At 63.7% G+C, this 25,649-nt stretch carries 22 protein-coding genes and 1 other RNA gene; 11 read left to right on the forward strand and 12 right to left on the reverse strand.

What is annotated here, in order from left to right; genetic code table 11:
* The coding region (locus tag ACQRCJ_RS05245; RefSeq protein WP_427799445.1) for a hypothetical protein at positions 1-189 on the forward strand (189 nt) is incomplete at its 5' end.
* 612 nt (positions 190-801) lie between these two features.
* Here the strand turns inward: ACQRCJ_RS05245 and rny are convergent.
* The 12 genes from rny to ACQRCJ_RS05305 all read right to left on the reverse strand — a co-directional run bounded on the left by rny (position 802) and on the right by ACQRCJ_RS05305 (position 14,100).
* Positions 802-2,361 (reverse strand): ribonuclease Y, encoded by a 1,560-nt coding sequence (gene rny, locus ACQRCJ_RS05250; protein ID WP_168934889.1) that lies wholly within the window; start codon positions 2,359-2,361, stop codon positions 802-804.
* Positions 2,362-2,532: 171 nt separating this feature from the next.
* A non-coding RNA gene (gene ssrS / locus ACQRCJ_RS05255) (6S RNA) lies at positions 2,533-2,711 on the reverse strand.
* A 17-nt stretch (positions 2,712-2,728) separates the two neighbouring features.
* On the reverse strand, positions 2,729-3,007 hold the full coding sequence (gene zapA / locus ACQRCJ_RS05260) for a cell division protein ZapA (RefSeq protein ID WP_168934888.1): 279 nt from the start codon (positions 3,005-3,007) through the stop codon (positions 2,729-2,731).
* Positions 3,008-3,015: 8 nt separating this feature from the next.
* The gene (locus tag ACQRCJ_RS05265) at positions 3,016-3,261 is read right to left on the reverse strand and encodes a DUF904 domain-containing protein (RefSeq protein WP_081446796.1); all 246 of its coding nucleotides are present in this window, start codon (positions 3,259-3,261) and stop codon (positions 3,016-3,018) included.
* Between the two features lie 317 nt (positions 3,262-3,578).
* A complete protein-coding gene (gene glmU, locus ACQRCJ_RS05270) occupies positions 3,579-4,934 on the reverse strand; it encodes a bifunctional UDP-N-acetylglucosamine diphosphorylase/glucosamine-1-phosphate N-acetyltransferase GlmU (RefSeq protein ID WP_427799446.1) in 1,356 nt (451 codons plus the stop codon).
* 367 nt (positions 4,935-5,301) lie between these two features.
* Complete coding sequence (gene clpB, locus ACQRCJ_RS05275) at positions 5,302-7,902, reverse strand: ATP-dependent chaperone ClpB (RefSeq protein WP_204625286.1); 2,601 nt, start codon at positions 7,900-7,902, stop codon at positions 5,302-5,304.
* Between the two features lie 216 nt (positions 7,903-8,118).
* Entirely contained in the window at positions 8,119-8,421 is a 303-nt protein-coding gene (locus tag ACQRCJ_RS05280; protein ID WP_168934885.1) for a chaperone modulator CbpM, read from the reverse strand.
* A gap of 15 nt (positions 8,422-8,436) precedes the next feature.
* Positions 8,437-9,360, reverse strand: coding sequence for a J domain-containing protein (locus ACQRCJ_RS05285; RefSeq protein WP_168934884.1), 924 nt, complete (start codon positions 9,358-9,360; stop codon positions 8,437-8,439).
* 307 nt (positions 9,361-9,667) lie between these two features.
* The gene (gene secF, locus ACQRCJ_RS05290; RefSeq protein ID WP_168934883.1) at positions 9,668-10,768 is read right to left on the reverse strand and encodes a protein translocase subunit SecF; all 1,101 of its coding nucleotides are present in this window, start codon (positions 10,766-10,768) and stop codon (positions 9,668-9,670) included.
* An 18-nt stretch (positions 10,769-10,786) separates the two neighbouring features.
* Complete coding sequence (gene secD, locus ACQRCJ_RS05295) at positions 10,787-12,367, reverse strand: protein translocase subunit SecD (RefSeq protein ID WP_168934882.1); 1,581 nt, start codon at positions 12,365-12,367, stop codon at positions 10,787-10,789.
* Between the two features lie 153 nt (positions 12,368-12,520).
* Positions 12,521-12,856 (reverse strand): preprotein translocase subunit YajC, encoded by a 336-nt coding sequence (gene yajC, locus ACQRCJ_RS05300; protein WP_006004428.1) that lies wholly within the window; start codon positions 12,854-12,856, stop codon positions 12,521-12,523.
* A gap of 485 nt (positions 12,857-13,341) precedes the next feature.
* Positions 13,342-14,100, reverse strand: a complete 759-nt coding sequence (locus ACQRCJ_RS05305; protein WP_168934879.1) for an alpha/beta hydrolase — start codon at positions 14,098-14,100, stop codon at positions 13,342-13,344.
* A gap of 77 nt (positions 14,101-14,177) precedes the next feature.
* Here ACQRCJ_RS05305 and ACQRCJ_RS05310 point away from each other — a divergent pair, with 77 nt between their 5' ends.
* From ACQRCJ_RS05310 to ACQRCJ_RS05355, 10 genes are all read left to right on the forward strand, one after another.
* Positions 14,178-15,506 (forward strand): amidohydrolase, encoded by a 1,329-nt coding sequence (locus tag ACQRCJ_RS05310; protein ID WP_303931307.1) that lies wholly within the window; start codon positions 14,178-14,180, stop codon positions 15,504-15,506.
* Between the two features lie 178 nt (positions 15,507-15,684).
* Entirely contained in the window at positions 15,685-15,948 is a 264-nt protein-coding gene (locus ACQRCJ_RS05315) for a PxxKW family cysteine-rich protein (protein WP_006004419.1), read from the forward strand.
* A gap of 154 nt (positions 15,949-16,102) precedes the next feature.
* The gene (locus ACQRCJ_RS05320) at positions 16,103-17,365 is read left to right on the forward strand and encodes a M20 family metallo-hydrolase (RefSeq protein ID WP_303995565.1); all 1,263 of its coding nucleotides are present in this window, start codon (positions 16,103-16,105) and stop codon (positions 17,363-17,365) included.
* Entirely contained in the window at positions 17,346-19,277 is a 1,932-nt protein-coding gene (gene mnmG, locus ACQRCJ_RS05325; protein WP_302261780.1) for a tRNA uridine-5-carboxymethylaminomethyl(34) synthesis enzyme MnmG, read from the forward strand. Before ACQRCJ_RS05320 ends, mnmG begins: the two co-directional genes overlap by 20 nt.
* A 372-nt stretch (positions 19,278-19,649) precedes the next feature.
* The gene (locus ACQRCJ_RS05330) at positions 19,650-20,513 is read left to right on the forward strand and encodes a hemolysin family protein (protein ID WP_168934875.1); all 864 of its coding nucleotides are present in this window, start codon (positions 19,650-19,652) and stop codon (positions 20,511-20,513) included.
* A gap of 1 nt (position 20,514) precedes the next feature.
* Entirely contained in the window at positions 20,515-22,059 is a 1,545-nt protein-coding gene (lnt, locus tag ACQRCJ_RS05335; RefSeq protein ID WP_427799447.1) for an apolipoprotein N-acyltransferase, read from the forward strand.
* Positions 22,060-22,064: 5 nt separating this feature from the next.
* Positions 22,065-23,178 (forward strand): peptide chain release factor 2 gene (prfB, locus tag ACQRCJ_RS05340; RefSeq protein ID WP_204625293.1). Its coding sequence is split into 2 segments (ribosomal slippage): positions 22,065-22,139 and positions 22,141-23,178, totalling 1,113 coding nucleotides; the frame shifts between segments, so codons are not numbered across the junction.
* Positions 23,179-23,368: 190 nt separating this feature from the next.
* Complete coding sequence (locus tag ACQRCJ_RS05345) at positions 23,369-23,644, forward strand: HU family DNA-binding protein (RefSeq protein WP_006004403.1); 276 nt, start codon at positions 23,369-23,371, stop codon at positions 23,642-23,644.
* A 37-nt stretch (positions 23,645-23,681) separates the two neighbouring features.
* A complete protein-coding gene (dapA, locus tag ACQRCJ_RS05350) occupies positions 23,682-24,563 on the forward strand; it encodes a 4-hydroxy-tetrahydrodipicolinate synthase (RefSeq protein ID WP_303876403.1) in 882 nt (293 codons plus the stop codon).
* A 275-nt stretch (positions 24,564-24,838) separates the two neighbouring features.
* On the forward strand, positions 24,839-25,540 hold the full coding sequence (locus ACQRCJ_RS05355) for a LexA family transcriptional regulator (protein WP_278338622.1): 702 nt from the start codon (positions 24,839-24,841) through the stop codon (positions 25,538-25,540).
* The last annotated feature ends 109 nt before the right edge of the window (positions 25,541-25,649 follow it).

The raw sequence follows: 25,649 nt of genomic DNA on the forward strand, positions 1-25,649 counted from the left end.
CGAGGGAGACTTATGTCTCATTTTCAAACCCGCGTCAAGAACTTTTTTGCCATCCGGAAAAATTTCTTTTTCCGTCGTCCTTTCGGACGTGGCCAGCTCGTTGGCGCGAACGGCTTTATGCGCCTTTTCAACTCCACCGTCAAGCATTTTTCCGCAAAAAAATTTATGGTTTTGCTCCCTGCTGACTGATTATTCAATCAACATACCGAAAAGACACAGAAAAATGTTTTATTTTTTTGCAAGCTATCAGTTTTCCTCACGCGCAAGGTCTCCCATTGAGAGCGGAAGGAATCACCGATCTGCCTGCTTTCAACAATCTCTGCTTCCTACCGTTTTCCCTACTTTTCCCTGTGACACAAACATACCAGGGCATATGACACTGCCTTATCCCTTTACCAGGAAGATAGCGGCCATCCAGATTTCATTCGTGTTCCAGTGCAACGCCAGAAACAGCAGGAGAGAGATGCATGCCTCCCCTGCGGCCCTGGTAATCCCTTCCCCCTCTCTAACAAGAGCCTTCGGCAGCTTTGAACGGCAAGCCTGCGAGATAAGGCACGACAGGAATTCCTTTTGGGATTTTCACTCTGGGAGAGAAGGTTTTCGTAGGCTGCCGGGGAGCAACCCTGCAGTACGGAGAAAACACAGAAGCCCGTCATCTTTCAGCAGCACCGGACAGAAGCCCCATACCCGGGAGCGAAGAGCCTTCGAGCATCAGACAGCCACCAAACAGGGATTTATTCGTACAACAAAAAAGGCGGCCACCGAAGTGACCGCCCTGAATATGCACCTGCTCGCTCTGCTCTACTTGGCAAAGCCCATGGCACGGCGTTCGCGGATGACCGTCACTCGGATCTGGCCCGGGTAGGTCAGATTCTTTTCGATCTTTTCCGCGATGTCCTTGCACAGCAGATAGGTGGCATCGTCATCCACATTGTCGGGATTGACCATGACACGGATCTCGCGGCCCGCCTGGATAGCGTACGCCTTGGACACGCCCTCGAAGCTGGTGGCGATGCCTTCCAGTTCTTCCAGACGTTTGACGTAGTTCTCCAGCAGTTCCTTGCGGGCGCCGGGACGGGCACCGGAGATGGAGTCAGCCGCCTGCACCAGCACGGCCAGAGCCGTCGAGGGGCGCTGATCCTCATGGTGCGCGGCGATGGCGTGGACGATGTCCTTGCCTTCGTTATACTTTTTGGCGATATCGGCGCCAATGAGGGCATGGGGCCCTTCGACCTCATGGTCGACGGCCTTGCCGATATCATGCAGCAGACCGGCACGCTTGGCCTTTTTGACATCCATGCCCAGCTCCGCGGCCATCATGCCGCACAGGGCGGAGACCTCCAGGGAATGCTGCAGCACGTTCTGGGTGAAGGACGTACGGTAGCGCAGCTGCCCCAGCAGGCGGATGATCTCGGGATGGATGCCGTGGACCCCGGCATCGAACGTGGCCTGTTCGCCCACTTCGCGCACCTGAGCATCCAGTTCCTGTTCACATTTCTGGACGATGTCCTCAATGCGGGCGGGATGGATGCGGCCATCCTGGATCAGACGTTCCAAAGCCATCTTGGCCACCTGACGACGCAGGGGGCTGTAGGCGGACAGGATGACGGTCTCCGGCGTGTCGTCGATGATGAGGTCCACACCGGTCGCGGCTTCCAGCGCACGGATGTTGCGCCCTTCACGACCGATGATGCGTCCTTTCATATCCTCGCTGGGCAGGGAAACCGCCGTGACGGTCTGCTCGTTGACGTAGTCGCCGGCATAACGCTGGATGACGTTGCACAGGATCTCCTTGGCCTTGCGGTCGGCGGTCTCCTTGGCTTCCGTCTCGATCTGGCGGATCATCTTGGCCGATTCGTGGCGGGTCTTGGCCTCCACCTCGGCAAACAGACGGGCCTTGGCTTCTTCCGCCGTCAGGCCGGCGATCTCGGAAAGACGCTGCTCTTCTTCATCGATGCGCGTCTGCAGGAACTCTTCCGACTCGGCCAGCTGGCGTTCCTTGCGGGCCAGATCCTTTTCAGCGGCGAGGAGCTCATGCTCCTTGGCGGTGGCTTTTTCCAGTTTTTCTTCCAACCGGCCGCCCATCTCTTCAAGCTTGCGTTCACGCAGTTTGACTTCGCGCTCGCGCTCCTTGAATTCGTTTTCCAGCTCTCGCTTCTGGTTAAAAAGGTCATCCTGCCCCTGGATGAGGATTTCCTTTTTTTGCGCCTGGGCCTCCTTGCGCGCTTCTTCCACAATGCGTTTGGCCAGCTCGTCAGCATCGCCGATGCGCTTGGTGGTCACACTTTTGTGCACCAGCGCACCGACCAGCAGGCCGACCACAGCGGCCAGGGCCAGCCATACAATATCCATAAAATCCATAACCATCCTCTATAATCAACGGGAATCACCCGGGTATCATAAATGGCGGAAGCCAGCCTCCGCACGAGGTCTACTGGCGGAGGGCTGGCTTCTGACCGCAAAAACGGCATAAGGATGGCTGCAGGCAAAGACCACGCCGAAGCGTGCAAGGAGTACGGTGCAGGACAGAAAAAAATCCCCAGAGCGCCGTGTCATGACTTCGATGCAGAACCTGGTTTCCCAGGGGGGGGCCGTGTACTTTTCTACAGGCTTCCCGTAAACGGGCGTGCTCACAAAAAGCAGGGACAGCTCCCGATTTTATGCTTGTAAGGTCAGCACCGAGTCATAAATCACGCACACTCCAGGGAAATATGCTGTCATTGATGACTTAAACGGACTCTTCTTTTATCTTTGAAAGCATGGTCTCGATGCGATTCTGCACATCGTCCAGCTTTTTTTGCGATTGCAACAAATCATCCGCCAGACCAAGAGCCAGAACAGTCAGCAGAATATCTTTGTTACTCTGCATACCGTGTGACCTCAGTTTCTGGTCTGCAAACCGTTCTTCCACAAGAGCGATGGCCTCACGCACACGCTCCATATCGGCACTGTGGCGGAATGTGACCGCAGTACCAAGAACGGTAAGGTTAAAGTGTTCTTGACTCACTCGAAAACCTACTCGGCGCTTTCATGCTCCTGGATAAGTCTCAGCAGAGCATCCATGCGGTTGATGGCATCGCCCCGCACCTGTTCTTCTTTGTTCAGGTTCTCGCGCAGTTCGCGGTTTTCTTCTTCCAAAGACATCTTCGCGGCGATAGTGGCCTCAAGTTCGGAGTGGAGACGACGAGTCTCCGCCAGAAGCTGGGCTTTCTGCTCCAAAAGGGCCAGTACCTGCGTTTCAAGTTGCTCTAGTGCTTCCATGATTCTGGGTATAGCACTGCCCCATGCCGATGGCAAGGCGGCCCATGCGGCAAATCACGATTTCATGCAAAGATAATCAACTGTTTTTCCTTGCTATTCAACGAAATTTCCTTTTCTGGAAAAAGAAAAAACTTTTCCTGCATATCAGAAAAAAAGAGGGAGGCACCGGGCCTCCCCCAAAGGATTTTTTGCCTGGAACTCTCCCGCCGGGCAGGAAGAATCAGACGGATAGAGCCTGACTGACGCCACGGCATGGCCGGGCAGTCTTGCCTGCAGCGGAAAAGTTTCTGGTGGCGCTTTTCATGCTCCCAAAGGAGCTAGATGGATTTGCGCGGCAGGTTCTTCTGCCGGCCGCGGGCGATGCCCATCTCGCCATCGGGCACGTTCTTGGTGATGACCGAGCCCGCCCCGATCAGCGCGCCGTCGCCCACACGCACCGGAGCCACCAGGGCCGTATTGCTGCCGATAAAGGCCCCTTCGCCGATGGTGGTCTTGAACTTGTGCTTGCCGTCATAGTTGCAGGTGATGGTGCCCGCACCGATATTGGTGCCCGCGCCGATCTCGGAATCCCCCAGATAGGTCAGGTGATTGGCTTTGGCGCCCTTGCCCAGACGGGATTTTTTGAGCTCCACGAAGTTGCCCACATGCGAGGCTTCTTCCAGCACGGCGCCGGGCCGCAGACGGGCATAGGGCCCCACCAGGGCGGCCTCGCCCACATGGGCATCCTCGAAATGGCAAAAGGAGCGGATCTCCGCCCCGGCCTCGATGACGGTATCGCGCATCACGCAATGGGAGTCGATACGGGCGCCCCGACGCACCACGCTGCGGCCGTAGATCTCGCACGGGCCCGTGATCTGCGCACCCGGCTCCACCGTGGCCAGCGGGCTGATCCGTACCAGCGCGGGCGCATGCAGCATCACGCCGGAACGCAGCAGGCCGTCCACCACACGTTCACGCAAAAATTCTTCGCTGCGGGAAAGTTCCAGAGGCGAATTGACGCCCATCAGGCTCTCGTCCCGGCCGCACTGCACACCCTGCACCTTGCAGCCTTCGGCCACAGCCAGGGAGATGAGATCGGTGATGTAGTATTCGCCGCTCTTGTTGGCATTGCCGATGCGCGGCAGCAGACGGACAGCTAGGTCCAGACGCACGCAGTACATGCCCGCATTGACCTCATGCGGTTCGGGCCCGTACAGCGCGGGATCATAGTCCTTGGCCTCCACGATGGCCCGCACGCTGCCGTCGGCGGCACGCACCACCCGGCCATAGGCGGCGGGATCGTCCAGCTCGATGGTGGCAAAGGCCAGATCAGCCCCTTCCGAGGCCTCCACGAAATGACGCACCACGTCCTCGGAGAGCAGCGGCGTATCGCCGTTGACCACCAGCACGCGCTCGCACTGCCCTTCCAGCGCGGGCATGGCCTGCATCAGCGCATGGCCCGTGCCCAGCTGCTGTTCCTGGTGCACGAAGGAAGCCTCCGGGAAGGCAGCCTCCACCATGCCCGCCTGATGGCCCACCACCACCAGCACACGCCCATCGAACACGGGGCGGACGGCTTCCAGCACGTAGCGCAGCATGGGTTCGCCCAGAACGGTCTGCAATACTTTGGGTTTGTCGGAATGCATGCGGGTGCCCTTGCCCGCGGCCAGAATAAGGGCGGCTGTCTGCAACATGGTGGCTCCTTGCAAAAAAGATGGAAAGAAAATAGCCCCTCAGCCCGCAAAGGGCAAGCTGATGGATACGAGGGGGAAGGGGAGGACCTTTTGAAAAAGGCCTCCCCTTCCCCCTCGAGCTCCCCCTTCCCTACCCGAAAACTTTTATTCTGAAGGATGGCAGGCAGGATAGGGGCCGGGAGCAGACACGCGGCCGCAGGTCCCCGGCAGGAAGACGGCTGTCCCGGACAAAGGGGAATGCTTTTGGCAAAAGCTGCCTTTTGGAATCATGGCGATACGAAAAAGGCGGCCCCGAAGGGCCGCCTTTGCTGTGCGGGATCATCCCGGCAGGCTGGCAGACAGCCATGCCGGAGCATTTTTTTCAGGCTCAGGCGTTCTGGAAGACCAGTTCGCCATCGCGCACATCAATCTGGACAGCCTGACCATCCAGGATGCGGCCGCTGACCAGCTCACGGGCCAGAGGCGTTTCCACGTACTGCTGCACGTAGCGCTTGAGCGGACGGGCGCCATACACGGGATCGTAGGCTTCGCCGGCGATGAACTCGCGGGCGGCATCCGTAATGCCCAGCGTGATCTTGCGTTCTTCCAGACGCTTGCGCAGGCGATCCATCTGCAGGTCCACGATGCGCGTCACCTGGTCACGCCGCAGGGGCAGGAAGAGCACAGTCTCGTCCACACGGTTCAGGAATTCCGGCCGGAAGTGGCGGCGCAGCTCTTCCATCACCGCATCACGGGCGCCTTCCTTCAGGCTGCCGTCCTCACCGATGCCGTCCAGCAGATGCGGCGAACCGATGTTGGACGTCATGATGACGATGCAGTTGCGGAAGTCCACGGTACGGCCCTGACTGTCGGTCAGACGGCCATCGTCCAGCAGCTGCAACAGGGTGTTGAAGACGTCGGGATGGGCTTTTTCGATCTCGTCGAACAGCACCACGGAGTACGGCTTGCGGCGCACGGCCTCGGTGAGCTGACCGCCTTCGTCATAGCCCACATATCCTGGAGGCGCACCGATGAGGCGGGACACGGAGTGCTTTTCCATGTACTCGCTCATGTCCAGACGCACCATGTTGTCCTCGGTATCGAACAGGGCCTCGGCCAGGGTCTTGCACAGTTCGGTCTTGCCCACGCCCGTGGGGCCCAGGAAGATGAACGAACCCGTGGGACGCGAGGGGTCGGACAGACCGGCACGGGCACGCAGCACGGCGTCGGCCACGGCCTGCACGGCTTCGTCCTGGCCCACCACACGCTTGTGCAGCTGATCGGCCAGATGCAGCAGCTTTTCGCGTTCGGATTCCATGAGCCGGGTCACCGGGATGCCGGTCCACTTGGCCACGATCTCGGCCACGTCGTCGGGACGTACTTCTTCCTTGAGCAGGCGCGGTCCGTCGGCACCGGCGGCAGCGGAGGCATCGGCCAGCTGCTTTTCCAGGGCCAGCAAGGTGGAGTACTTGAGCTCGGCGGCCTTGTTGAGGTCATAGGCCCGTTCGGCCTGCTCGATGGCCAGCTTGGTCTGCTCGATCTTTTCCTTGATGCCGCGCACGCTGTCGATGGCGTTCTTTTCCTTTTCCCACTGCTGGCGCAATTCGCCCTGCTGCACCCGCAGCTCGCCCAGTTCGCTTTCCAGCTTTTCCAGACGGTCACGGGAGGCGGCGTCGGTCTCGCGGCGCAGGGCCTCGCGCTCGATCTCCAGCTGCATGACCTTGCGGTTCACCTCGTCCAGGTCGGACGGCAGGGAGTCGATCTCGGTACGGATCAGGGCCGCGGCCTCGTCGATGAGGTCGATGGCCTTGTCCGGCAGCTGACGGTCCGTGATGTAGCGGTGCGACAGGGTCACGGCCTCCACGATGGCGGAGTCGCTGATACGCACGCCGTGGTGGACCTCAAAACGTTCCTTCAGGCCACGCAGGATGGAGATGGCGTCCTCCACCGTGGGCTCGTCCACCAGCACGGGCTGGAAACGGCGTTCCAGGGCCGGGTCCTTCTCGATGTACTTGCGGTACTCGTCCAGGGTGGTGGCGCCGATGCAGTGCAGTTCGCCACGGGCCAGCATGGGCTTGAGCAGGTTGCCCGCGTCCATGGAGCCTTCGGTCTTGCCAGCGCCCACGATGGTGTGCAGCTCGTCGATGAAGAGGATGATCTTGCCTTCGCTCTTCTCCACTTCATTGAGCACGGCCTTGAGGCGTTCCTCGAACTCGCCGCGGTACTTGGCACCGGCGATCAGCGCGCCCATGTCCAGGGCGTAGAGCTTGTGACCGCGCAGGCCCTCGGGCACGTCGCCCTTGACGATACGGAAGGCCAGGCCTTCCACGATGGCCGTCTTGCCCACCCCGGCCTCACCGATGAGCACGGGGTTGTTCTTGGTACGACGGGACAGGATGCGCACCACACGGCGGATCTCGGCATCACGGCCGATGACCGGGTCCATCTTGCCCTGACGGGCGGCTTCCACCAGGTCACGGGCGTACTTGCTCAGGGCCTCCACCGTATCTTCGGGGTTGGGGCTGGTCACCCGCGCACCGCCGCGCAGGCTCTCCATGGCCTGGCCGAAACTGGCACGGCTGATGTTGTATTCCTTGAAGACCTCGCCCAGCGGCGTGCCGGGCGCATTCTCGGCCAGCGCGGCGAACAGATGGTCCACGCTGACGTATTCGTCCTTCATGCGCCGGGATTCGTTTTCGGCGTCGCCCAGCACCTTGGCCAGACGCTGGGTGATGGAGATGCGGTTGGGGTCCATGCCGCCGCCGGAGACGGAGGGACGCTTGCGCAGTTTTTCCTCCACGGCTACGGCCAGAGCGGCGGTCTGCACGCCCATCTGATCCAGGATGCGGGGCACGATGCCCTGTTCCTGACGGATCAGGGCCAGCGCCAGATGCTCGCTGTCGATATCCTGATGGCCCATGCCCACGGCGATGCTTTGCGCCTGGGTCACGGCCTCGCGGGCTTTTTCCGTGAATTTGTTGATGTCCATATATCCTCCACGATGCCGCTATGGACGGGGCCCGTGCGCACACGGGCCGCCCCACGGCGGAAGGTAAGCAAAATCGATTTTTTTGTGCGCGGGCTGCGCAGGCGGACGGAGGCGGGCTCCAGAGGGCCCGGAGTGTCCGGGCGGCGGCGCAAGGCCGGGTGGGGTCTGCGGGCCGCCGCGACGGATCCGTATCCGCGGGCTTCCCGGCACAGGGGATCAGTCTTCCAATCCCTGCAGTTCGCGCACCTTGTGCTCCAGAGCGTCGATGCGCTCCAGCAGGTCCACGATGATGGTGCCGCCCACCACGGGCAGCTCAAAGTCGCAGCAGATGCGTTCCAGTTTGCGCACACGGTAGATGTCCGCATCCCGGAAGAACTGGTCGGAGCCTTCCGTGCGGCTTTCCAGCCAGCCCAGGGCCAGCAGCTCACGCAGCCGCTCGGGCGCGATGCCGGTGCTTGCCATGAATTCTTCGCACGCCATGACCACGGTGGTCATGTCGTCTCTGTCAGACGTGCTCATATCACAACCTCCATCCTAGCCGCGGGCCCGGAAGGACGACTTGTCCGCCAGCTGCTGCCACAGGGCCTTCTCTTCATCCGAAAGCTGCTCAGGCACCCGGATCATCACGCGGGCCAGCAGGTCGCCGCGATGCTGTGCCGAACCAAGTCCCTTGCCGCGCAGGCGGAACTTGCGCCCCGAGGACGAACCGGCGGGGATGTTCATCTCCACCTGCCCTTCCAGGGTGGGCACGGGCACCCGGGCGCCCAGGGCCGCTTCCCACGGGGCCAGGACCACGTCGCACTGCAGGTTGTCGCCGTCCACCTTGAACACGGAATGCGGCAGATAACGCACCCGCAGGAACAAATCGCCGGGCGCACCGCCGGGAGCGGGCTCGCCCTGTCCGCCCAGACGCAGCTTGGCGCCTTCGCGGATGCCGGAAGGCACGTTCACTTCCAGCGTCTTGGGGCCGAAGGCCGTCTGCAGGTTCACGCTGCGGCGGCCGCCGCGGGCCACTTCTTCCAGCGTCAGGGGCAGTTCGGCCTCCACGTCACGGCCGCGACGCGGCTGCTGCTGACGGAAACCGCCGAACGGATCACCGCCGAAACGGCTGCCGCGCCCGCCGAACAGGGTCTCGAAAAAGTCCGAGAAGCCTGCACCGTCGAAGTTCTGGCCGTTGAAGTTGAAGTGCATATTTTCAAAGCCCGGAGCGCCCTGGAACTGCTGGCCATGCTGCCAGTTGGGGCCGAGCTGATCGTACATACGCCGCTTTTCAGGGTCTTTGAGCACTTCGTAGGCTTCGTTGATATCCTTGAATTTGTCTTCGGCCTGCTTGTTGCCCGGATTCAGGTCCGGGTGGTACTTGCGGGCCAGCTTCTTGTAGGCTCTGGCGATCTCGTCCGCACCGGCGGAACGCTCCACGCCCAGAAGTTTGTAATAATCCTTGTATTCTACTGCCATGATGCTCTCCCCCAATCGGGTCTTCTTGCCAATAGGTAAGACGTTCTTGCCCGGTGTCAAGAAACCGTCACACAAAAAATATTCCCCGGCGCTCAACCGGGCCAGCCGGGGACAATGACCTGCCGGGGCCCTCCCGTCGGCCAGGGGCCGCTTCCAGACGACCGGCCCCTGTCCGGCAGGGCCTTCTTGTGCAGACCGGCCGCGCTCTTGCGGGCGCAGGCTCCGGCAGGCGGGAGCGCACAAAAAAAGCCGGGAAGGACCAACGTCCCTCCCGGCCGTGAATCACCATCCGGTGTGGCTGGAGCAACTAGACGATGCCGTGCTCACCGGGCTTTTCGTACACGGGGCGCTCCTGCTGGTGCACGTAGAATTCCGTGTCGCCCAGGGCCAGCAGAACGGCCGAGGACACATAGATGGACGACGCCGTACCCACGAACACGCCGATGAGCATGGTCAGGGCAAAGTCGTGGATCACGCCGCCACCCAGCAGGTACAGGGCCAGGGTCGCCACAAAGGTGGTACCACTGGTCAGGATGGTACGGGACAGGGTCTGGTTGACGCTGCGGTTGATGAGGGCGTCCAGGGGCTGCTTGGGCGCGGCACGCAGGTTTTCGCGCAGCCGGTCATAGACGATGATGGTGTCGTTGAGCGAGTAACCCACCAGGGTCAGCAGGGCCGCCATGACGTTGAGGTCGATCTCCACGCCCATGAGCGACAGCAGGCCCACCGTGATGAAAACGTCATGGATGAGGCCCACCAGGGCGCCCAGAGCGAAGTTGAGCTTGAGGACGAAGCAGACCACCAGGGTGATGCCCAGGGCCACCAGCACCAGCCAGCCCATGCTCAGGCCCGTGAGGCCGGCCAGGTACATGCCGCCCCAAAGGACGGCAGCCATGGCCACACCGGCCATCCAGCGCTGTTCGAAGCGGCCGGAGATGTACACGGCGATGAGCAGGGTCGCGTAATACAGGGCGCCCAAGGCCTTGTTGGTCAGGTCGTCACCGACCTTGGGGCCCACCATCTCAAGGCGCTGGATCTCCACGTCATTGCCGGGGAAGGCCTTGGCCAGGGCGGTCAGCACGTTGGTGCGCAGCGCCGCGGCATCGGTGTTCTCGGCAGAGGAAAAGCGCAGCAGGTAGTCGCGCGTGCCCTCACCGAAGCGCTGGGTGCTGATGCCCGGCAGTTCGGGCACATCCAGGCTCTTCTTCAGTACTTCGTCTTCCACAGGCTGGGCGAACTGCACCTGCACGATGACGCCGCCGGCGAAGTCGATGCCCATGCGCAGGCCATTGCCCCACAGCGCCGAGCCCAGACCCACCAGAAGCAGCAGGATCGAGATGGCGTAGGCGATGTGGCGCTTGCCGATAAAATCTATCTTGGTGTCATGCTTGATGAATGCGAAAGCCATGATTCTCTCCCGGCCAGCCTAGATGCTGATGCCCTTGGGGCCGCACTTGCGCGCCCAGTATTCAAAGATGGCCCGCGACACAAAAATGGCCGTGAACATGGAGGCCACGATACCCAGCGACAGAGTGACCGCAAAACCGCGGATGGGGCCCGTACCGAACTGGTACAGGATCACCGTGGCGATGATGGTGGTCAGGTTCGAGTCGGTGATGGAAATGGTGGCGCGCTCGAAACCGGCCTTGACGGCCGCCAAGGGCGAGAGCCCCAGATGCAGTTCCTCGCGTATGCGCTCGTAGATCAGCACGTTGGCGTCCACGGCCATACCGATGGTCAGCACGATACCGGCGATGCCGGGCAGGGTCAGGGTGGCGCCGAAGCCGGCCATGCCCGCCATGACGATGAGCATGGTGAAGCAGAGCATGATGTCGGCGATGACACCGCTCATGCCGTAGTAGATGGCCATGAACACGACCACAGCGGCGGCACCCACCAGAGCGGCGTTGATGCCGCTGTCGATGGATTCCTGGCCCAGGGAAGGACCGACGGTGCGTTCTTCCAGCACCGACACGGGCGCGGGCAGCGAACCGGCACGCAGCACGATGGCCAGGTCCGTGGCTTCCTGCGTGGTGAACTGGCCGGTGATGACGGCGCGGCCACCGGCGATGCGCTGCTGGATCACGGGGGCGGAATAGACCTTGTCGTCCAGCACGATGGCCATGCGGCGGCCCACGTTTTCGCCGGTGACGTTCTCGAACAGGGTGGCGCCGCGGCTATTGAAGTTCAGGCTGACGCTGGCACGGTTCTTTTCGAAGGTGGGCTGGGCATCGGCCACGTCCTCACCGGAGAGCATGGCGTCCTTTTCCACTGCGATCAGGCGCGTGGCGGTCTCGCTGCCGTCGTGGCCTTTTTCCAGCAGGGGCAGGGCCATGACGCCGCTGGGCAGCACGGCCTTGTTGGGATCCACGTCGTCACGGACAAGGTGGAATTCCAGATGGGCGGTCTGGCCCAGGATCTGCACGGCACGGCGCGGGTCGGAAAGACCGGGCAGCTGCACCTGGATGCGGTTGCCTTCCTGCTTGCGGATGTCGGGCTCGGCCACACCGAACTGGTCGATACGGTTGCGGATGGTCCGCAGGGCCTGATCCAGCGCCATGTCCTCGATGCGGCTGATCTCTTCGGGACGGAATTCGGCCACATAGCGCAGACCGGCTTCCGTACGACGGGGCTCGCCCACATTCAGCTGGGGGAAATTCTTTTGCAGGATCTCCTGCAGCTTGGCTTCATCGTCCACACGGGGCAGGGCAAATTCCAGTTTGTCATTGCCCACCACGCGGGGATGCAGCACGACGATCTTCTCGTCCTTGGCAAGGCGGCGGATATCCTGCCCGGCCAGCGCCAGCGAGTTGCTGACAGCCTTGGCCACGTCGACGCCCAGGGTCAGGTGGATGCCGCCCTTCAGGTCCAGGCCAAGGTTGATTTTTTTGGATGGTAGGACGTTTTCCAGCGCCGTCCCGATATAGGGCACGCTGGGCAACGCGTAGACAAGGCACAGGCCGAACACGAGCAGGGCCACGGCCAAGCGCGAGCGCAAACCAATCATTGGGATACCTTCCGCACTTGATGGAGATGTCCGTAAAAACGGAAAGAGGCGGCCGGCCGGAGCCAGAACCGCCCGACACGGCCCGGCGCCTCCCTGCAAACAGGGCGGCGCCGGAGCCGCAACCATTACCGATTCCGAAACAAGAACGGAATGTTACTTCTTTTCTTCGGCCTTGGCTTCAGCCTTTTCGGCGCTCTTGCCGATCAGGCCGCCGATGGCGCCGCGGCTCATGCGCAGCTTGGCATCGCCACATTCGATGACCACTTCTTCTTCGCTGATTTCCATGATGCGACCGATCAGGCCGCTGCTGGTCATCACGTGGTCGCCGCGCTTCAGTTCGGCCAGCATCTGCTTGTGGGCCTTGGCGCGCTTCTGCTGGGGACGGATCAGCAGGAACCAGAAGATGGCGAACATCAGGATCAGGGGAACAAACTGCATCAGCATGTCGCCGCCGCTGGGGGCGGCGCCGCCGGCCTGGGGGGTACCCATGGCGAAAGCAACGGATTCAAACAACAAGACGAACCTCCAAAGGGATGCTGTAGGCAGGCCGCTTTCTATGCGGGATGCCCGGGGTAACAAATTTTCAGCGCGCAAGCATATCCTGCCGCAAAAAAACTTGCAAGCCCTTCTCCTGAGCGGGAAAAACGTCCTCCGCGCGGCAGGGGTGACGGTAAAAAACATGCCGGCAGGGGCGCTTCGTTCAGAAAAAATCGCCGCCGCAGGGCCGATTTGAACGACCGGGGACTGTGCAGTCTCTTTATTGAAGGAAAGCCCGGTGCCTGGGCCGCCATCCCGCCCGGGAAGCTCCCGCACAGAGACGACAGGCGGAAAAGCGAAGTTCCTACGCAAGCGGCCTTCGGAAAGGATCGCCCCTCCTCTGCTCCACCCGTCTGAGGGAAGAAAGACGCATCCCCTTCCTATCACCGGGGATGCCGCCCCGGTATCCCGAAAAGGCTCTCTGTACGGGGCGGACCTCAGCTTCCCAGCACGGCCCGGACGAAATTGCAGGCGATGCGCACCACCTCGTCCCGGCTCTCCCTGTGCGACAGGGGCAGATGCCCGCCGTGACGGCTGACCGTGCGCAGCACATGGGTCTCGGCCCTGCGGGACGCCGTGCAGATCCACTCCACGGCATTGCGGCGCGGGCAGCTGCTGTCATGCCAGAGCTGGACATAACAGACCGGGACATCGCAGGCGGGCAGCAGGGCCCGCAGCCGGGGCTGCTCATGGGCTATCTCGGCCATATGGCGCCAGCAGACCACCCGCTCGTGTCCCTGCCAGGGCGCGGTCTCCCGCGCGGCCTCACTGCGCGGGGAGCAGATCTCCACAGGTTGTCGCCAGGCTTTCCAGGCCAGCCGCCAGCGCAGGGCCCGTTCGCCCAGACGGCCGGGGCGGGACGACCAGTAGAGCGGCGCGGCGAAGACCAGCAGGCAGCGGGGCGCGGGCAACCCGGCCTCCCGGGCCCAAAAAAGCGTATCCAGAGCCAGCAGGCCGCCCAGGGAATAGCCCGCCAGCAGGGGCGGCTCCGGGCTTTGGCCCGCAAGGGCGGCATAGGCCTCATGGGCCGCCGCGCTCCACTGGTTCCAGTGGCTGCGTACGAAAGCCTCCCAGCCGGTGCCATGCCCCGGCAGACAGGGCGCATGGCATGCCACGCCCATCGTCGCCAGCTCTTGCGCCAGCGAATCCATATCAGCGGGCCCTCCACCCAGACCGTGCAGCAGCAGCGCGTCCATTCTTGCCCTCCCCGAAGCATGAGGATACAACTACGCCTGTTTTCCCGTCCGCAGACCTTAACCCGTCAGGAGCATCCATGCAAACCTGCGACACGCTTCTCCACGCCGGTGTCCTGCTGACCCAGGACGATGACCGGCGCGTCCTCGAAAACGCCGCCCTGGCCATTGATGGCGGGCGCATCGTCGCCCTAGGCTACAGCCAGGATGTGACAGCCGCATGGCAGGCACGTGAAATCCTCGACCTTTCCGGCATGCTCGTCATGCCCGGCCTTGTCAACGCCCACACCCACGCGGCCATGACCTTCCTGCGGGGCCTGGCCGACGACATGCCGCTCATGGACTGGCTGCAGCAGAAGATCTTTCCCGTGGAACAGGGCCTGACGCCCGATCTGGTGCGTCTGGGCAGCCTGCTGGGCTTTGCCGAGATGCTGCGCACCGGGACCACGTCCTGCGTGGACATGTACATCTTCGAAGCCGCCGTGCTGGAAGCGGCGGACAAGGCCGGTCTGCGCTGCCTGGCCGGTGAGGGCGTGTTCAATTTCCCCTCGGCCTGCTGCCCGGATGCCGATGCGGCCCTGGCCTGCACCCGGGAGATGGCGCAGCGCTGGGCCGGTCATGACCGTCTGCATGTGGCCGTCATGCCCCACAGCGTCTACACCACCACGGCGGCGCAGCTCACGGCCTGCCGCGAACTGGCCGACGAACTGGGCCTGCCGCTGCACATCCATCTGGCCGAGACCCGTCAGGAAACGGCCCTGAGCCTGGAACAGCACGGCCTGCGCCCCGTGGCCCATGCCGACCGTCTGGGGCTGCTGCGTCCCGGGACCATCCTGGCCCATGTGGTGGACGTGGACGCCGACGAGATCGCCCTGCTGGCCCGCCGCGGCGTGATCGTTGTCCACAATCCCTCGTCCAACATGAAGCTGGCCTCCGGGGTGGCCCCGGTGCCCGCCATGCTGGATGCCGGCGTGCGGCTGGCCCTGGGCAGCGACGGCGCCGCCAGCAACAACCGCCTCAACATGTTCACGGAGATGGGCCGCGCCGCCCTGCTGCACAAGGCGGCGGGCGATCCCGAGACCATGCCCGCCCGGACGGTGCTCGACATGGCCACCCGAGGCGGTGCGGCGGCCATGGGCGGTGACGGCGGCGTCCTTGCCGTGGGGCGTCCCGCGGACTGCATCGCGCTGGATCTTTCCGCGCCCAACATGCAGCCCCTGTTCAACGCGGCCTCCCACGCCGTCTATGCGGCCACGGGCATGGAAGTGGCCCTGACCATGGTGGCGGGCGAGGTCCTGTACCGTGACGGCCGCTTCAGCCGCTTTGATTACCCGGCCCTGTGCGCGGAAGTGCGCGAGATGCGGTGCTTCGTCCTGCGCCGCCTGGGCCTGCCCGAACAGGTGGCCTGAGCCGGAGCCCTTCCCGTCGCGGCCTTGCCTGCCGGGGCCGGAGCGGGGCCCTTGCGGCAGCGGAAAAGCCGCCCGGGCGGGGTTCCCTTGCACGGGGGGACTTGACACCATTGTTTTTTGGTCTATAGTGCCCCATTCAGACTGAAACGAAAGCGCTTCGGCGCATGGAGGTATCGTTATGGCTGCTCTGCTTAATGCCGTGAAAACCGCCGAAGGCGTGGTTGTGAACGGTTTTGTGGTTTCCCCCATCATTGACAAGTGCGAAGGCTGTGATCGCATTCGCGAGTTTGAAGGCGAAAACTTCTGCTCCAGCTACGCCAGCCCCGCCAGCAAGTGGTCCGGTGGCCGCTGCAACTTCGCTACCCATGTGAAGGTGCAGGTCGCCGCCGCTGCCAAGGTCAACCCCCTGAAGGCGTCCAAGCGCGCCGCCAAGGGTCGCTAGACCATACGCGGCATGCGGGACGCGCCCGGCGCGAACATCCCGCACCGATTGCAATTTTCTGGCACATTGCACAGGGGAGGCTGTCGCGACAGCCTCCCTTTTGTCATTTGTCCGCAGGGGCCTCCAGGCCCGGGCGGCTTCAAGGAAAAACAGCATGAACACAAGTTCGCAGGACAGCGCCCTGTCCCCCCTCCTGCGCTGGCTGGATCAGCGTCAGGACCGTGTGGCGACCCTTCAGGGCGACCTGACCGCCTTCCGTGCCCTGGGCCCGGAAAACGGCGGCGAGGGCGAGCTGGCCAAGGCCCTGTATATCGAAGACTGCCTGCGCGCCTGCGGGGTGAGCGACATCCGCCGTCTGGATGCCGCCGATCCGCGCGTGCCCTCCGGGCTGCGCCCCAACGTGGTGGCCCGCATCCCCGGCCGTTCCTCCCGGACGCTCTGGCTTTTTGCCCACATGGACGTGGTGCCGCCCGGTGACCCGGCCCTGTGGCATTCCGATCCCTGGCAGGTGGTCCGGCAGGGCGACATGCTCGTCGGACGCGGTGTGGAGGACAACCAGCAGGGCCTGGTGAGCATGCTGCTGCTGGCCGAAGCCCTGCATGCCTGCGACATCACCCCCGGACTCAGCCTGGGCCTGCTGTTCATGGCCGACGAGGAATGCGGCAACGACTACGGCCTGGCCCATGTGCTGGAGCGCCACGCGGCTCTCCCCGAAGAGCAACGTTTCCTGCGTGCTGACGATTTCTACATCGTGCCGGACTCCGGTTCCCCCACGGGCGCGGACATCGAGGTGGCCGAAAAGTGCCTGTGCTGGCTCAAGGTCGACGTCAGCGGCGTGCAGTGCCATGCCTCCACGCCCCACAAGGGCCGCAACGCCTTCGTGGCCGGGGCCGCCGCCGTGCTGGCCTGCATGGAGCTGCACAAGGATTTCCCCCGCCGCGACGCCCTGTTCGACCCGGCCTGCTCCACCTTCGTGCCCAGCCGCCACGATGCCAACGTGCCCAGCGTCAACATCCTGCCCGGACATGACACTTTTTACGTGGACTGCCGTCTGCTGCCCGGCGTGGAACCCGAACATGTGCTGGACGCCGCCCGCCGTCGCCTGACGGCCGTGGCCGAACATCACGGCGTGCGCATCGACGTGGCCATCGAGCACTGCCAGCGCGCCTCGGAAACGGCTGCGGACAGCCCCGTGGTCGCGGCCCTGCGCCGTGCCGTCACGGACATCTATCAGGTGGAGGCCCGTCCCGTGGGCATCGGCGGCGCCACCGTGGCCGCCCTGCTGCGCCAGCAGGGCCTGCCCGCCGCCGTGTGGAGCTGCATCGACAGCACCTGCCACCAGCCCGACGAACATTCTTCCATCACCGCCACCCTCAAGGACGCCCAGGTGTTTGCCCATGTGCTCATGCAGCGCTGAGAACCGTTTTGACTGTATCGTGACAGGCGGCGGCCATGCCGGTTCCGAGGCCGCCGTGGCCCTGGCCCGTCTGGGCCTGAGCGTGCTGCTGATCTCCGGCAATGTGGACCGTCTGGGCTATCTGTCCTGCAACCCTGCCATCGGCGGCCTGGCCAAGGGCCACATGGTGCGCGAGATCGACGCCCTTGGCGGCATGATGGGCCTGTGGGCCGATGCCGGGGGCATCCAGTTCCGCACCCTCAACATGAGCAAGGGCCCGGCCGTGCGCGCCACGCGCGCCCAGATCGACCGCGAGGCCTATCAGAAGGTCCTCAAGAAGACCCTGTTCTCCACGCCCGGCCTGCGCATCTGGCAGGACTCCGTGACCGAGGTGCTGGAAGAGAACGGCCATGCCGCCGGCGTGCGCACGGCCCAGGGCCTGACCTTCCATGCCCGGCATGTGCTGCTCACCACCGGCACGTTCCTGGCCGGCCTCATCCACATCGGCCTCACGCATCTGCCCGGCGGCCGTCTGGGTGATGCCCCGGCCACGGGCCTTTCCGACAGCCTGCGTCGTCTGGGCCTCACGCTGGGCCGTCTCAAGACCGGCACCACGCCGCGCCTGCTGCGGGCGTCCATCGATTTTTCCAAACTGGAGGAACAGCCCGGCGATACTCCGCCGCCGCGCTTCAGCTTCCGAGGTCCCGGCCCGGTGCTGCCGCAGGTGCCCTGCCACATCACCTGGACCAACGAGGCCGCCCATGCGGCCATCCGTTCCGGCTTCGACCGCTCTCCCCTGTTCACCGGGGTCATCCAGGGCACGGGCGCCCGCTACTGCCCCTCCATCGAGGACAAGGTGGCGCGCTTCCCCGAGCGCGAACGGCACCAGATCTTCCTGGAGCCCGAAGGCCTGGACAGCCCGGAGGTCTATGCCAACGGCATCTCCACCAGCCTGCCGCTGGACGTGCAGCAGGCCATGATCCACGCCATCCCCGGTCTGGAGCATGCCGTCATGGTGCGTCCCGGCTATGCCATCGAATACGACTATGCCAACCCGGTGCAGCTGCACGGCACGCTGGAGACCAAGGCCCTGCCCGGTCTGTGGCTGGCGGGCCAGATCAACGGCACCTCCGGTTATGAAGAGGCCGCGGCCCAGGGGCTGTGGGCGGCCCTGAACATCGCCTGCCGGGAGAAGGAGCTCGATCCCTTCGTGCCTGGACGCGACTCCTCGTACATGGCCGTGCTGGTGGACGACCTGGTCACCTCCGGCACCGAGGAGCCCTACCGCATGTTCACCTCGCGGGCGGAGCATCGTCTGCTGCTGCGCGAGGACAATGCCGACGTACGCCTGACCCCGCTGGGCCGCAAGATCGGTCTGGTGGGCGAAGAACAGTGGCGCCTCTTTAACGACAAGATGGAACACGGCCATGCGGTGCGCCGCCTGCTGCAGCAGGTGCGCGTCCAGCTGACCGACGGCGACGAAGCGGCGCAGACCGCTCCGGCAACGCCCGAAGAGACGGAACTGCGTACCGCGCTGCGCGGCCGGACGCTGGAAGAGGCCCTGCGCCGTCCCGACATGGATCTGGAGCGTCTGGCCCGCATCTCGGCTCCGCTGGCCGAAGCCCTGGCCGATCGCGACCTGCGCGATCTGGAGACCGTCCAGGTGGACGTCAAATACGCGGGCTATCTGGAGCGCCAGCGCGAGCTCATCGCCCGTGCCGCGCGTCTGGAATCCGTGGAGCTGCCCGCCGATCTGGATTACCGGCAGGTGGCGGGCCTTTCCCGCGAGGTGGAGGAAAAGCTGGACCGCGTGCGGCCCCGCAACCTCGGCCAGGCCGGGCGCATCTCCGGCGTGACCCCGGCGGCCGTGGGCTGTCTGGAGATCCACCTGCACAAGCTGGGCCTGCTACGCGGCAAGCGGCAGTCCCTCTGATGCCTTTTCCGGGACCTGCGGCCCAGCCGCGGGTCCCCTTTTTGTGCCGCGCATCTTCGCCTGACAAAAGAAGGATGCGCTGTTGACGTTGGGGAATGTTCCCCGTTATCCTGAGAGGACGGGTGCCTTTTGTAGGCGTGTGCTCAGGGCCACGCCGTACACACGGCGGCAGACCGCGTTTTCCTGCCCCGGACGCGGCATCCGCTCCTGCGTCCGCCCGGACGCCTCCACGACAAGGCTGCACATCCCGCAGCCTGCGTGGGCTGCGTTCCCGGCGGCGTCCCCCTCACCCCAGCCCGTGCCCCGGCACGGCGACATGCCTTTGCCCGGCGCCGGTGCGGCGCGCAGGCAAAGCCCTTCTAGGAGGCTGTTTTGGACGGTGGTTCCGACTGTCATAGTAGCAATGGCACCATCTGGTCGCGTCTGACCCGCTTTTTCGGACGCGAAGACGATGAATCCCTGGAAAAAGCCATCATCGAAGCCCGCGCCGACGGCGAAGTGGAGCCCGACGAGGAGTCCATGCTCCTGGGCATCCTGCGCTTCAACGACCTGCAGGTGCAGGACACCATGACGCCCCGCACCGACATCGACTGTGTCCCCGAAGACATGCTCCTGCCCGAAGTGGCCAGGGTCATCGTGGAGTCGGGCCATTCCCGCATCCCTGTCTTCCGCGACACCCGGGACAACATGGTCGGCATGCTCCACGCCAAGGATATCCTGAGCTGCCTGCTGGACCCCAAGATGGCTGACCAGCCCGCCAGTGCCATCATGCGCGAACCGTTCTTCGTGCCCGAGACCAAGCCCATCCGCAACCTCCTGCAGGAATTCCGCGCCAGCAAGCAGCACATCGCCATCGCGCTGGATGAATACGGCGGTACCTCGGGCCTGATCACCATCGAAGACCTGCTGGAAGAGATCGTGGGCGACATCGAGGACGAACACGACGCTCCCCGCGAGGAAGACATCCGTCCCCTGGGGGCCCATGTCTATGAACTCACGGGCCGTGCCCTGCTGGAAGATCTTGAAGAACTGGGCGTGGACCTCAGCTCCGACGAAGTGGACACCATCGGCGGCTACCTGAGCATGGAAGCCGGCCATGTGCCCGCCCCCGGCGAGGTCTTCATCCTGCGCGGCTGGCGCTTCGAAGTGCTGGATGCGGACAAGAAGCTCATCCGCCACCTGCGCATGGAACCGGCCCGGGAAAACACGCCCGACGCCTCTGAAACGGAAGACTGAGATGCGTGACGCCTGGTTGCGTTCCTCCCCCCTGGGCCTCGGCCTGGCGGGGGCCGCGGCGTTGTGGCTTGCGTTCCCCAACGGCTGGATCTCCCTGCCGCCGCTGGCCCTGCTGCTGCCCCTGTGCCTGGCCCTGCTGGGCAGCTCGGCGCCCTCGGCGGGCGCGGCCCTGCGTCGCGGCTGGCTGAGCTCCATCGTGGGCATGGCGGCCGTGCTCTACTGGCTGACCATCCCCATGGCCACCGTGGGCAACCTGCCCATGGCCCTGGCGGCGGTCTGCGCCGTGCTGGTGGCCACCTGCCTGGCCAGCGCCGGCGGCCTGTTCAGCCTGCTGGCCCATGCCCTGCGCGGGCGCGGCCCGCTGGCACAAGCCTGGGTGCTGGGTCTTGCCTGGTATTTTCTGGAATACGTCTACGCGCTGGTGGCGGGCTTTCCCTGGCTGCCCCTGGGCGGCGCCCTGGCGGCCTGGCCCCTGTGGATACAGGCCGCCGACGTGACGGGCGCCTATCTGCTGGCCGGCCTGTGGGTCACGGTGATCCTTAGCCTGCGGCACTGGCGCCGGCCTGCCTGCGTGTGCACCGGGCTGCTGCTGGCCGCCCTGCTGCTGAGCTACGGTGCCTGGCGCCTGCACACCACGCCGCTGGAGGACGATCCCCGCGGCGAGGACAGCGTGGCCGTCCTCTTTGCCGAAGGCAACATCGACCAGAACCAGAAGTGGGTGCCGGCCTACCAGCGCCGCACGGTGGAGACCTATCTGCGCCTGACACAGGCGGAGCTGGCGCGCCATCCCGGCGAAAAGCCCCTTATCGTCTGGCCCGAAACGGCCCTGCCCTTCAATTTCGACAACAACGGCATCCTGTCCGCACTGGTGCGTAATCTGGCCCGCCAGTCCCAGAGCCCCCTGCTGACCGGCGTGCCCGGCTTCCAGTATGATGCGGCAGGCAACATGCAGGTCTTCAACCGTGCCCTGCTCCTCGATCCCTCGGGCAACACGGCGGGCCATTATGACAAGGAACATCTCGTGCCCTTCGGCGAATATGTGCCGGAGTGGCTCAACTGGAACTTCCTTGCCGACCTGCTCCAGGAAGTGGGCGTCTACACCCCCGGCCGCTCCGCCACGCCCCTGGTGCACGAAGACCTCCGCCTGGGCATGCTCATCTGCTACGAGGCCGTCTTCCCCTGGCTGGCGCAGGCCCGCGTGGAGCACGGCGCCAACGTGCTGGTGGACATCAGCAACGACGGCTGGTTCGGCCGCTCGCCGGCGGCGCTCCAGCATCTGTACCTCGCCTCCCTGCGCGCCGTGGAACAGGGGCGCTGGCTGCTGCGGGGCACCAATACCGGCATCTCCGCCATCATCGACGCCCGCGGCCGCGTTACCGTCCGCGGGGGCCAGTTCGAAGAAAATACCCTCTGGGGGCGTGTGCGCCTGCAACAGGGGGCCACCATCTATCACAAGCTCGGGCTCTGGCTGCCGCTGGCCGCCGGACTGCTCTGGCTCAGCATTTTCTGGGGCACGCGTCGCCCCTCACCTTCAACCCCTCGATAGTTCTCATGTTGCAACTCAGTGATCTTCGTGCCCGTTGCCAGCCCCTCGACCAGCGTTTCGACAACCTTTGGGGGCGTCTTTGACGTCGCGGCCAGCGAACAGCGTCTTGCCGCCATCGAAACGGAACTTTCCCGCCCCAATGCCTGGGACAATCCCGAAGCCCTGACCCCCCTGCTGCGCGAAAAGCGCCAGCTGGAGGATGAGGTCTCCCGCCTCAATGCCCTCAAGACCTGCCATGACGACATGCACGAATGGCTGGAACTGGCTGTGGAAAGCGGCGAGGACGAGGCCCTGGAATCCCTGGCGAAACAGCAGGACAGCCTGGATGCCCTGCTGGACGAGACGGAACTGGTCATGCTGCTCTCCGGCGAGGAGGACAACCAGGATGCCATCCTGGAGATCCACCCCGGTGCGGGCGGCACCGAATCCCAGGACTGGGCGGAGATGCTGCTGCGCATGTACACCCGCTGGGCTGCCCGGCGCCACTTCACCGTGGAGGAGCTGGACTATCTTCCCGGTGATGAAGCCGGCATCAAGAGCGTGACCCTGCGCATCTCGGGCCCGCACGCCTTCGGTTTCCTGAAGAGCGAACGCGGCATCCACCGCCTGATCCGCATCTCGCCCTTCGATGCTTCCGGCCGCCGCCACACCTCCTTCGCCTCCGTGGACGTCATGCCCGACGTGGGCGACGACATCCAGCTGGACATCAAGGAAACGGATTTGCGCTTCGATACCTTCCGCTCCAGCGGCCCCGGCGGCCAGAGCGTGAACACCACCAGCTCCGCCGTGCGCGTGACCCACATCCCCACGGGCATCTCGGCCCAGTGCCAGAACGAGAAGTCCCAGCACCACAACAAGGAAGCGGCCCTGTGCATCCTCAAGGCCCGTCTGTACAACCTTGAGCTGCAAAAACGCGAAGCCGAGCGCGCCGCCCAGTATGCGGGCAAGGACGCCATCGCCTTCGGCAGCCAGATCCGCACCTACACCCTCCAGCCGTACCGTCTGGTCAAGGACCACCGGACCAACAGCGAATGCGGCGACGTGGAAGCCGTCCTGGATGGTCAGATCGACCAGTTCCAGCACGACTACCTGCTCTACAGGCACGAACAGCAGCGCTGATAGCGTCTTCATGGCCCGGAAAGGTGCGTCTGCCCCGCAAAACAGGCATGTCCCGCACTTTTCCGGGCATATTTCCCTGCCATTTTCCGCCCTGCAACTTTACCTCGTCCGGTAAAAAGGATAGGATTCCTTATCATAACGACTGGCATCCTTTTTACCAACGCTCTCCTTTCACCGACGAGGAGGAACGATGAACAAGAGCGAACTCATCAAGGCCCTGGCAGAAGAAAGCAATCTTCCGTTCGATGATGCGTCCTTGGTGGTGAACACTTTCATTGATGCGATGAAGGATTCGCTCATCGCTGGCGACCGTATCGAGATCAGGGGATTCGGGAGCTTCAAGATCAAGGAATACAGCGGCTATGCCGGACGTAATCCCAAAACCGGCGAAAGCGTCTCCGTCGTGCCCAAACGCCTGCCCTTCTTCCGTGCCGGGAAGGAGCTCAAGGAATATATCAACCAGTAACCGCAGTCCCATTTAGCTCAGTTCCAAGGAGTGGACCATGCAATTTTTCGGTGCCCTGACCGCCCTCGTCACGCCGTTCAAAAACGGCGCCGTTGATGAAGCCGCCTATCGCGAATTCATTGAATTCCAGATCAGTGAGGGAATCCACGGCCTTGTGCCTTGCGGCACCACCGGCGAATCGGCCACGCTCTCCCACGAAGAGCATGAACGTGTCATCGAGATCTGTATCGACCAGGTCAAGGGGCGTGTGCCCGTCCTGGCCGGTGCCGGTTCCAACAATACCATCGAAGCCATCCGCCTGACCCGCTTTGCCCAGAAAGCCGGGGCCGACGGTGCGCTGCTGATCACCCCCTATTACAACAAGCCCACCCAGGAAGGTCTGTACCGTCACTTCAAGGCCATCGCCGAAGCCGTCGACATGCCTCTGGTCCCCTACAACGTTCCCGGCCGTACCGGCACCAACCTGCTGCCTGCCACGCTCAGCCGTCTGGCTCATGAGTTCCCCAATATCGTGGGCGTGAAAGAAGCCACCGGCGACATGAGCCAGTGCAGCCTGATCATGGAACAGTGCCCCAAGGGCTTCAGCCTGCTTTCCGGTGACGACTTCACCGCTCTGCCCCTCATGTCCATCGGCGGCAGCGGCGTCATCTCCGTGACCTCCAATATCGTCCCCGGCAAGGTGGCTGCCATGTACAATGCTTTTGCCAAGGGCGATATCTCCACCGCCATGGGCATCCATCATGACCTCTTCGTCCTGCATCAGGCCATGTTCATGGAAAGCAACCCCATCCCGGTCAAGACCGCCCTGGCTCTCATGGGCCGCATGACCGACGAGATGCGCCTGCCGCTCTGCCCGCTGACCGACGAACATCTGGAACGCCTCAAGAACGTTCTGGCTTCCAAGGGACTGCTTGCCTAATACGGCACATCGTCTTCAAGCCCCGCTCCGGCGGGGCTTTTTTCTTGCCCGGCGTCCGGCCTCCGTACCGGGCCTATCCCTTTTCCGGTATGCCGATGCCTGCAGCCGGGGACCACGGTCTGCACGAAAGCCTGCCCGTATCCCTCCCCGTTCGCTCAGGCCGGCGCCCCTTCCGTGCCGTCGTTTCTGCCCGCCGGGCCTTGCCGCTGCTTGCCTTCCCCCTGCCCTGCTGCTAGCATGATGGCGTTTTCCATACTGTGCCGAGGAGACCATCCATGACCGATTCCCGTTCCGATCCGACAATCGTGCAACGCCTCATGCAGGCGCTGGAAGCGGACACCGCTGTTGAACTGGCCCGGGCCCTGGGTCTGCCCGTGACGGATGTGGAACAGGCGCTGGCCAAAGGCCAGGTCCCGGACGAGTGGGTCCGCATCTGCGCCGCGGAAACAGGCTGCAATGCCGACTGGCTCTTCTTCGGCCGTGGCCCCATGCGCCTCCCGCTGGTGGAGTCCGGTGCCATGCCCGCCTGCCTCATGCTGGAAGACGTGGACGACGATGTGGACATGATAACCGTGCCCCTGGTGGTGGCCCGCCTGTCCGCCGGTTCCGGCAGTCTGGAAGTCAGCAGCGAACAGGAAGGCGGCTATGCCTTCCGCAGCGACTTTTTGCACCGCAAGGGCAATCCCCGCCGCATGGTGCTGATGCGCGTCTCGGGCGACAGCATGGTGCCCGAGATACAGGACAACGACCTCGTCCTGCTGGATCAGGGCCAGACCGAGATCGTCTCCGGCCGCCTCTACGCCATCGGCTTCGAGGATGCCATCTACATCAAGCGCATCGACCTGCTGCCCGGCCAGATCGTCCTGCACAGCACCAACCCTGCCTATCCTCCCGTGACCCTCGACCTGAGCGGCGACTGCGCCGAACAGTTCCGCGTCATCGGCCGCGTACTCTGGTCCGGTCGCGAATACCGCTAGCCGCAGAAGTTTCGATCCATATTTTCAAGGGGAGAGGGGGACTTTTTCCAGCGGCAAAAAGTCCCCCTTTCCCCCTCACCCTTCAAAAAACGCTGCATGATCCCTGTGA

It is taken from the genome of Desulfovibrio sp. SGI.102 (genome assembly GCF_050314315.1).
In the GTDB taxonomy this organism is placed as follows: domain Bacteria; phylum Desulfobacterota; class Desulfovibrionia; order Desulfovibrionales; family Desulfovibrionaceae; genus Desulfovibrio.

Excerpts from the sequence above, each read along its gene's own strand:
- ACQRCJ_RS05265 (WP_081446796.1), bottom strand. The coding sequence starts at position 3,261 with ATGGAAGCACTAGAGCAACTTGAAACGCAGGTACTGGCCCTTTTGGAG.
- lnt (WP_427799447.1), top strand. The coding sequence starts at position 20,515 with ATGCGTGACGCCTGGTTGCGTTCCTCCCCCCTGGGCCTCGGCCTGGCG.
- clpB (WP_204625286.1), bottom strand. The coding sequence starts at position 7,902 with ATGGACATCAACAAATTCACGGAAAAAGCCCGCGAGGCCGTGACCCAG.
- secF (WP_168934883.1), bottom strand. The coding sequence starts at position 10,768 with ATGGCTTTCGCATTCATCAAGCATGACACCAAGATAGATTTTATCGGC.
- yajC (WP_006004428.1), bottom strand. The coding sequence starts at position 12,856 with ATGGGTACCCCCCAGGCCGGCGGCGCCGCCCCCAGCGGCGGCGACATG.
- ACQRCJ_RS05315 (WP_006004419.1), top strand. The coding sequence starts at position 15,685 with ATGGCTGCTCTGCTTAATGCCGTGAAAACCGCCGAAGGCGTGGTTGTG.
- ACQRCJ_RS05345 (WP_006004403.1), top strand. The coding sequence starts at position 23,369 with ATGAACAAGAGCGAACTCATCAAGGCCCTGGCAGAAGAAAGCAATCTT.
- mnmG (WP_302261780.1), top strand. The coding sequence starts at position 17,346 with ATGTGCTCATGCAGCGCTGAGAACCGTTTTGACTGTATCGTGACAGGC.
- ACQRCJ_RS05280 (WP_168934885.1), bottom strand. The coding sequence starts at position 8,421 with ATGAGCACGTCTGACAGAGACGACATGACCACCGTGGTCATGGCGTGC.
- ACQRCJ_RS05285 (WP_168934884.1), bottom strand. The coding sequence starts at position 9,360 with ATGGCAGTAGAATACAAGGATTATTACAAACTTCTGGGCGTGGAGCGT.
- ACQRCJ_RS05305 (WP_168934879.1), bottom strand. The coding sequence starts at position 14,100 with ATGGACGCGCTGCTGCTGCACGGTCTGGGTGGAGGGCCCGCTGATATG.
- rny (WP_168934889.1), bottom strand. The coding sequence starts at position 2,361 with ATGGATTTTATGGATATTGTATGGCTGGCCCTGGCCGCTGTGGTCGGC.
- ACQRCJ_RS05310 (WP_303931307.1), top strand. The coding sequence starts at position 14,178 with ATGCAAACCTGCGACACGCTTCTCCACGCCGGTGTCCTGCTGACCCAG.
- ACQRCJ_RS05320 (WP_303995565.1), top strand. The coding sequence starts at position 16,103 with ATGAACACAAGTTCGCAGGACAGCGCCCTGTCCCCCCTCCTGCGCTGG.
- glmU (WP_427799446.1), bottom strand. The coding sequence starts at position 4,934 with ATGTTGCAGACAGCCGCCCTTATTCTGGCCGCGGGCAAGGGCACCCGC.
- secD (WP_168934882.1), bottom strand. The coding sequence starts at position 12,367 with ATGATTGGTTTGCGCTCGCGCTTGGCCGTGGCCCTGCTCGTGTTCGGC.
- dapA (WP_303876403.1), top strand. The coding sequence starts at position 23,682 with ATGCAATTTTTCGGTGCCCTGACCGCCCTCGTCACGCCGTTCAAAAAC.
- ACQRCJ_RS05355 (WP_278338622.1), top strand. The coding sequence starts at position 24,839 with ATGACCGATTCCCGTTCCGATCCGACAATCGTGCAACGCCTCATGCAG.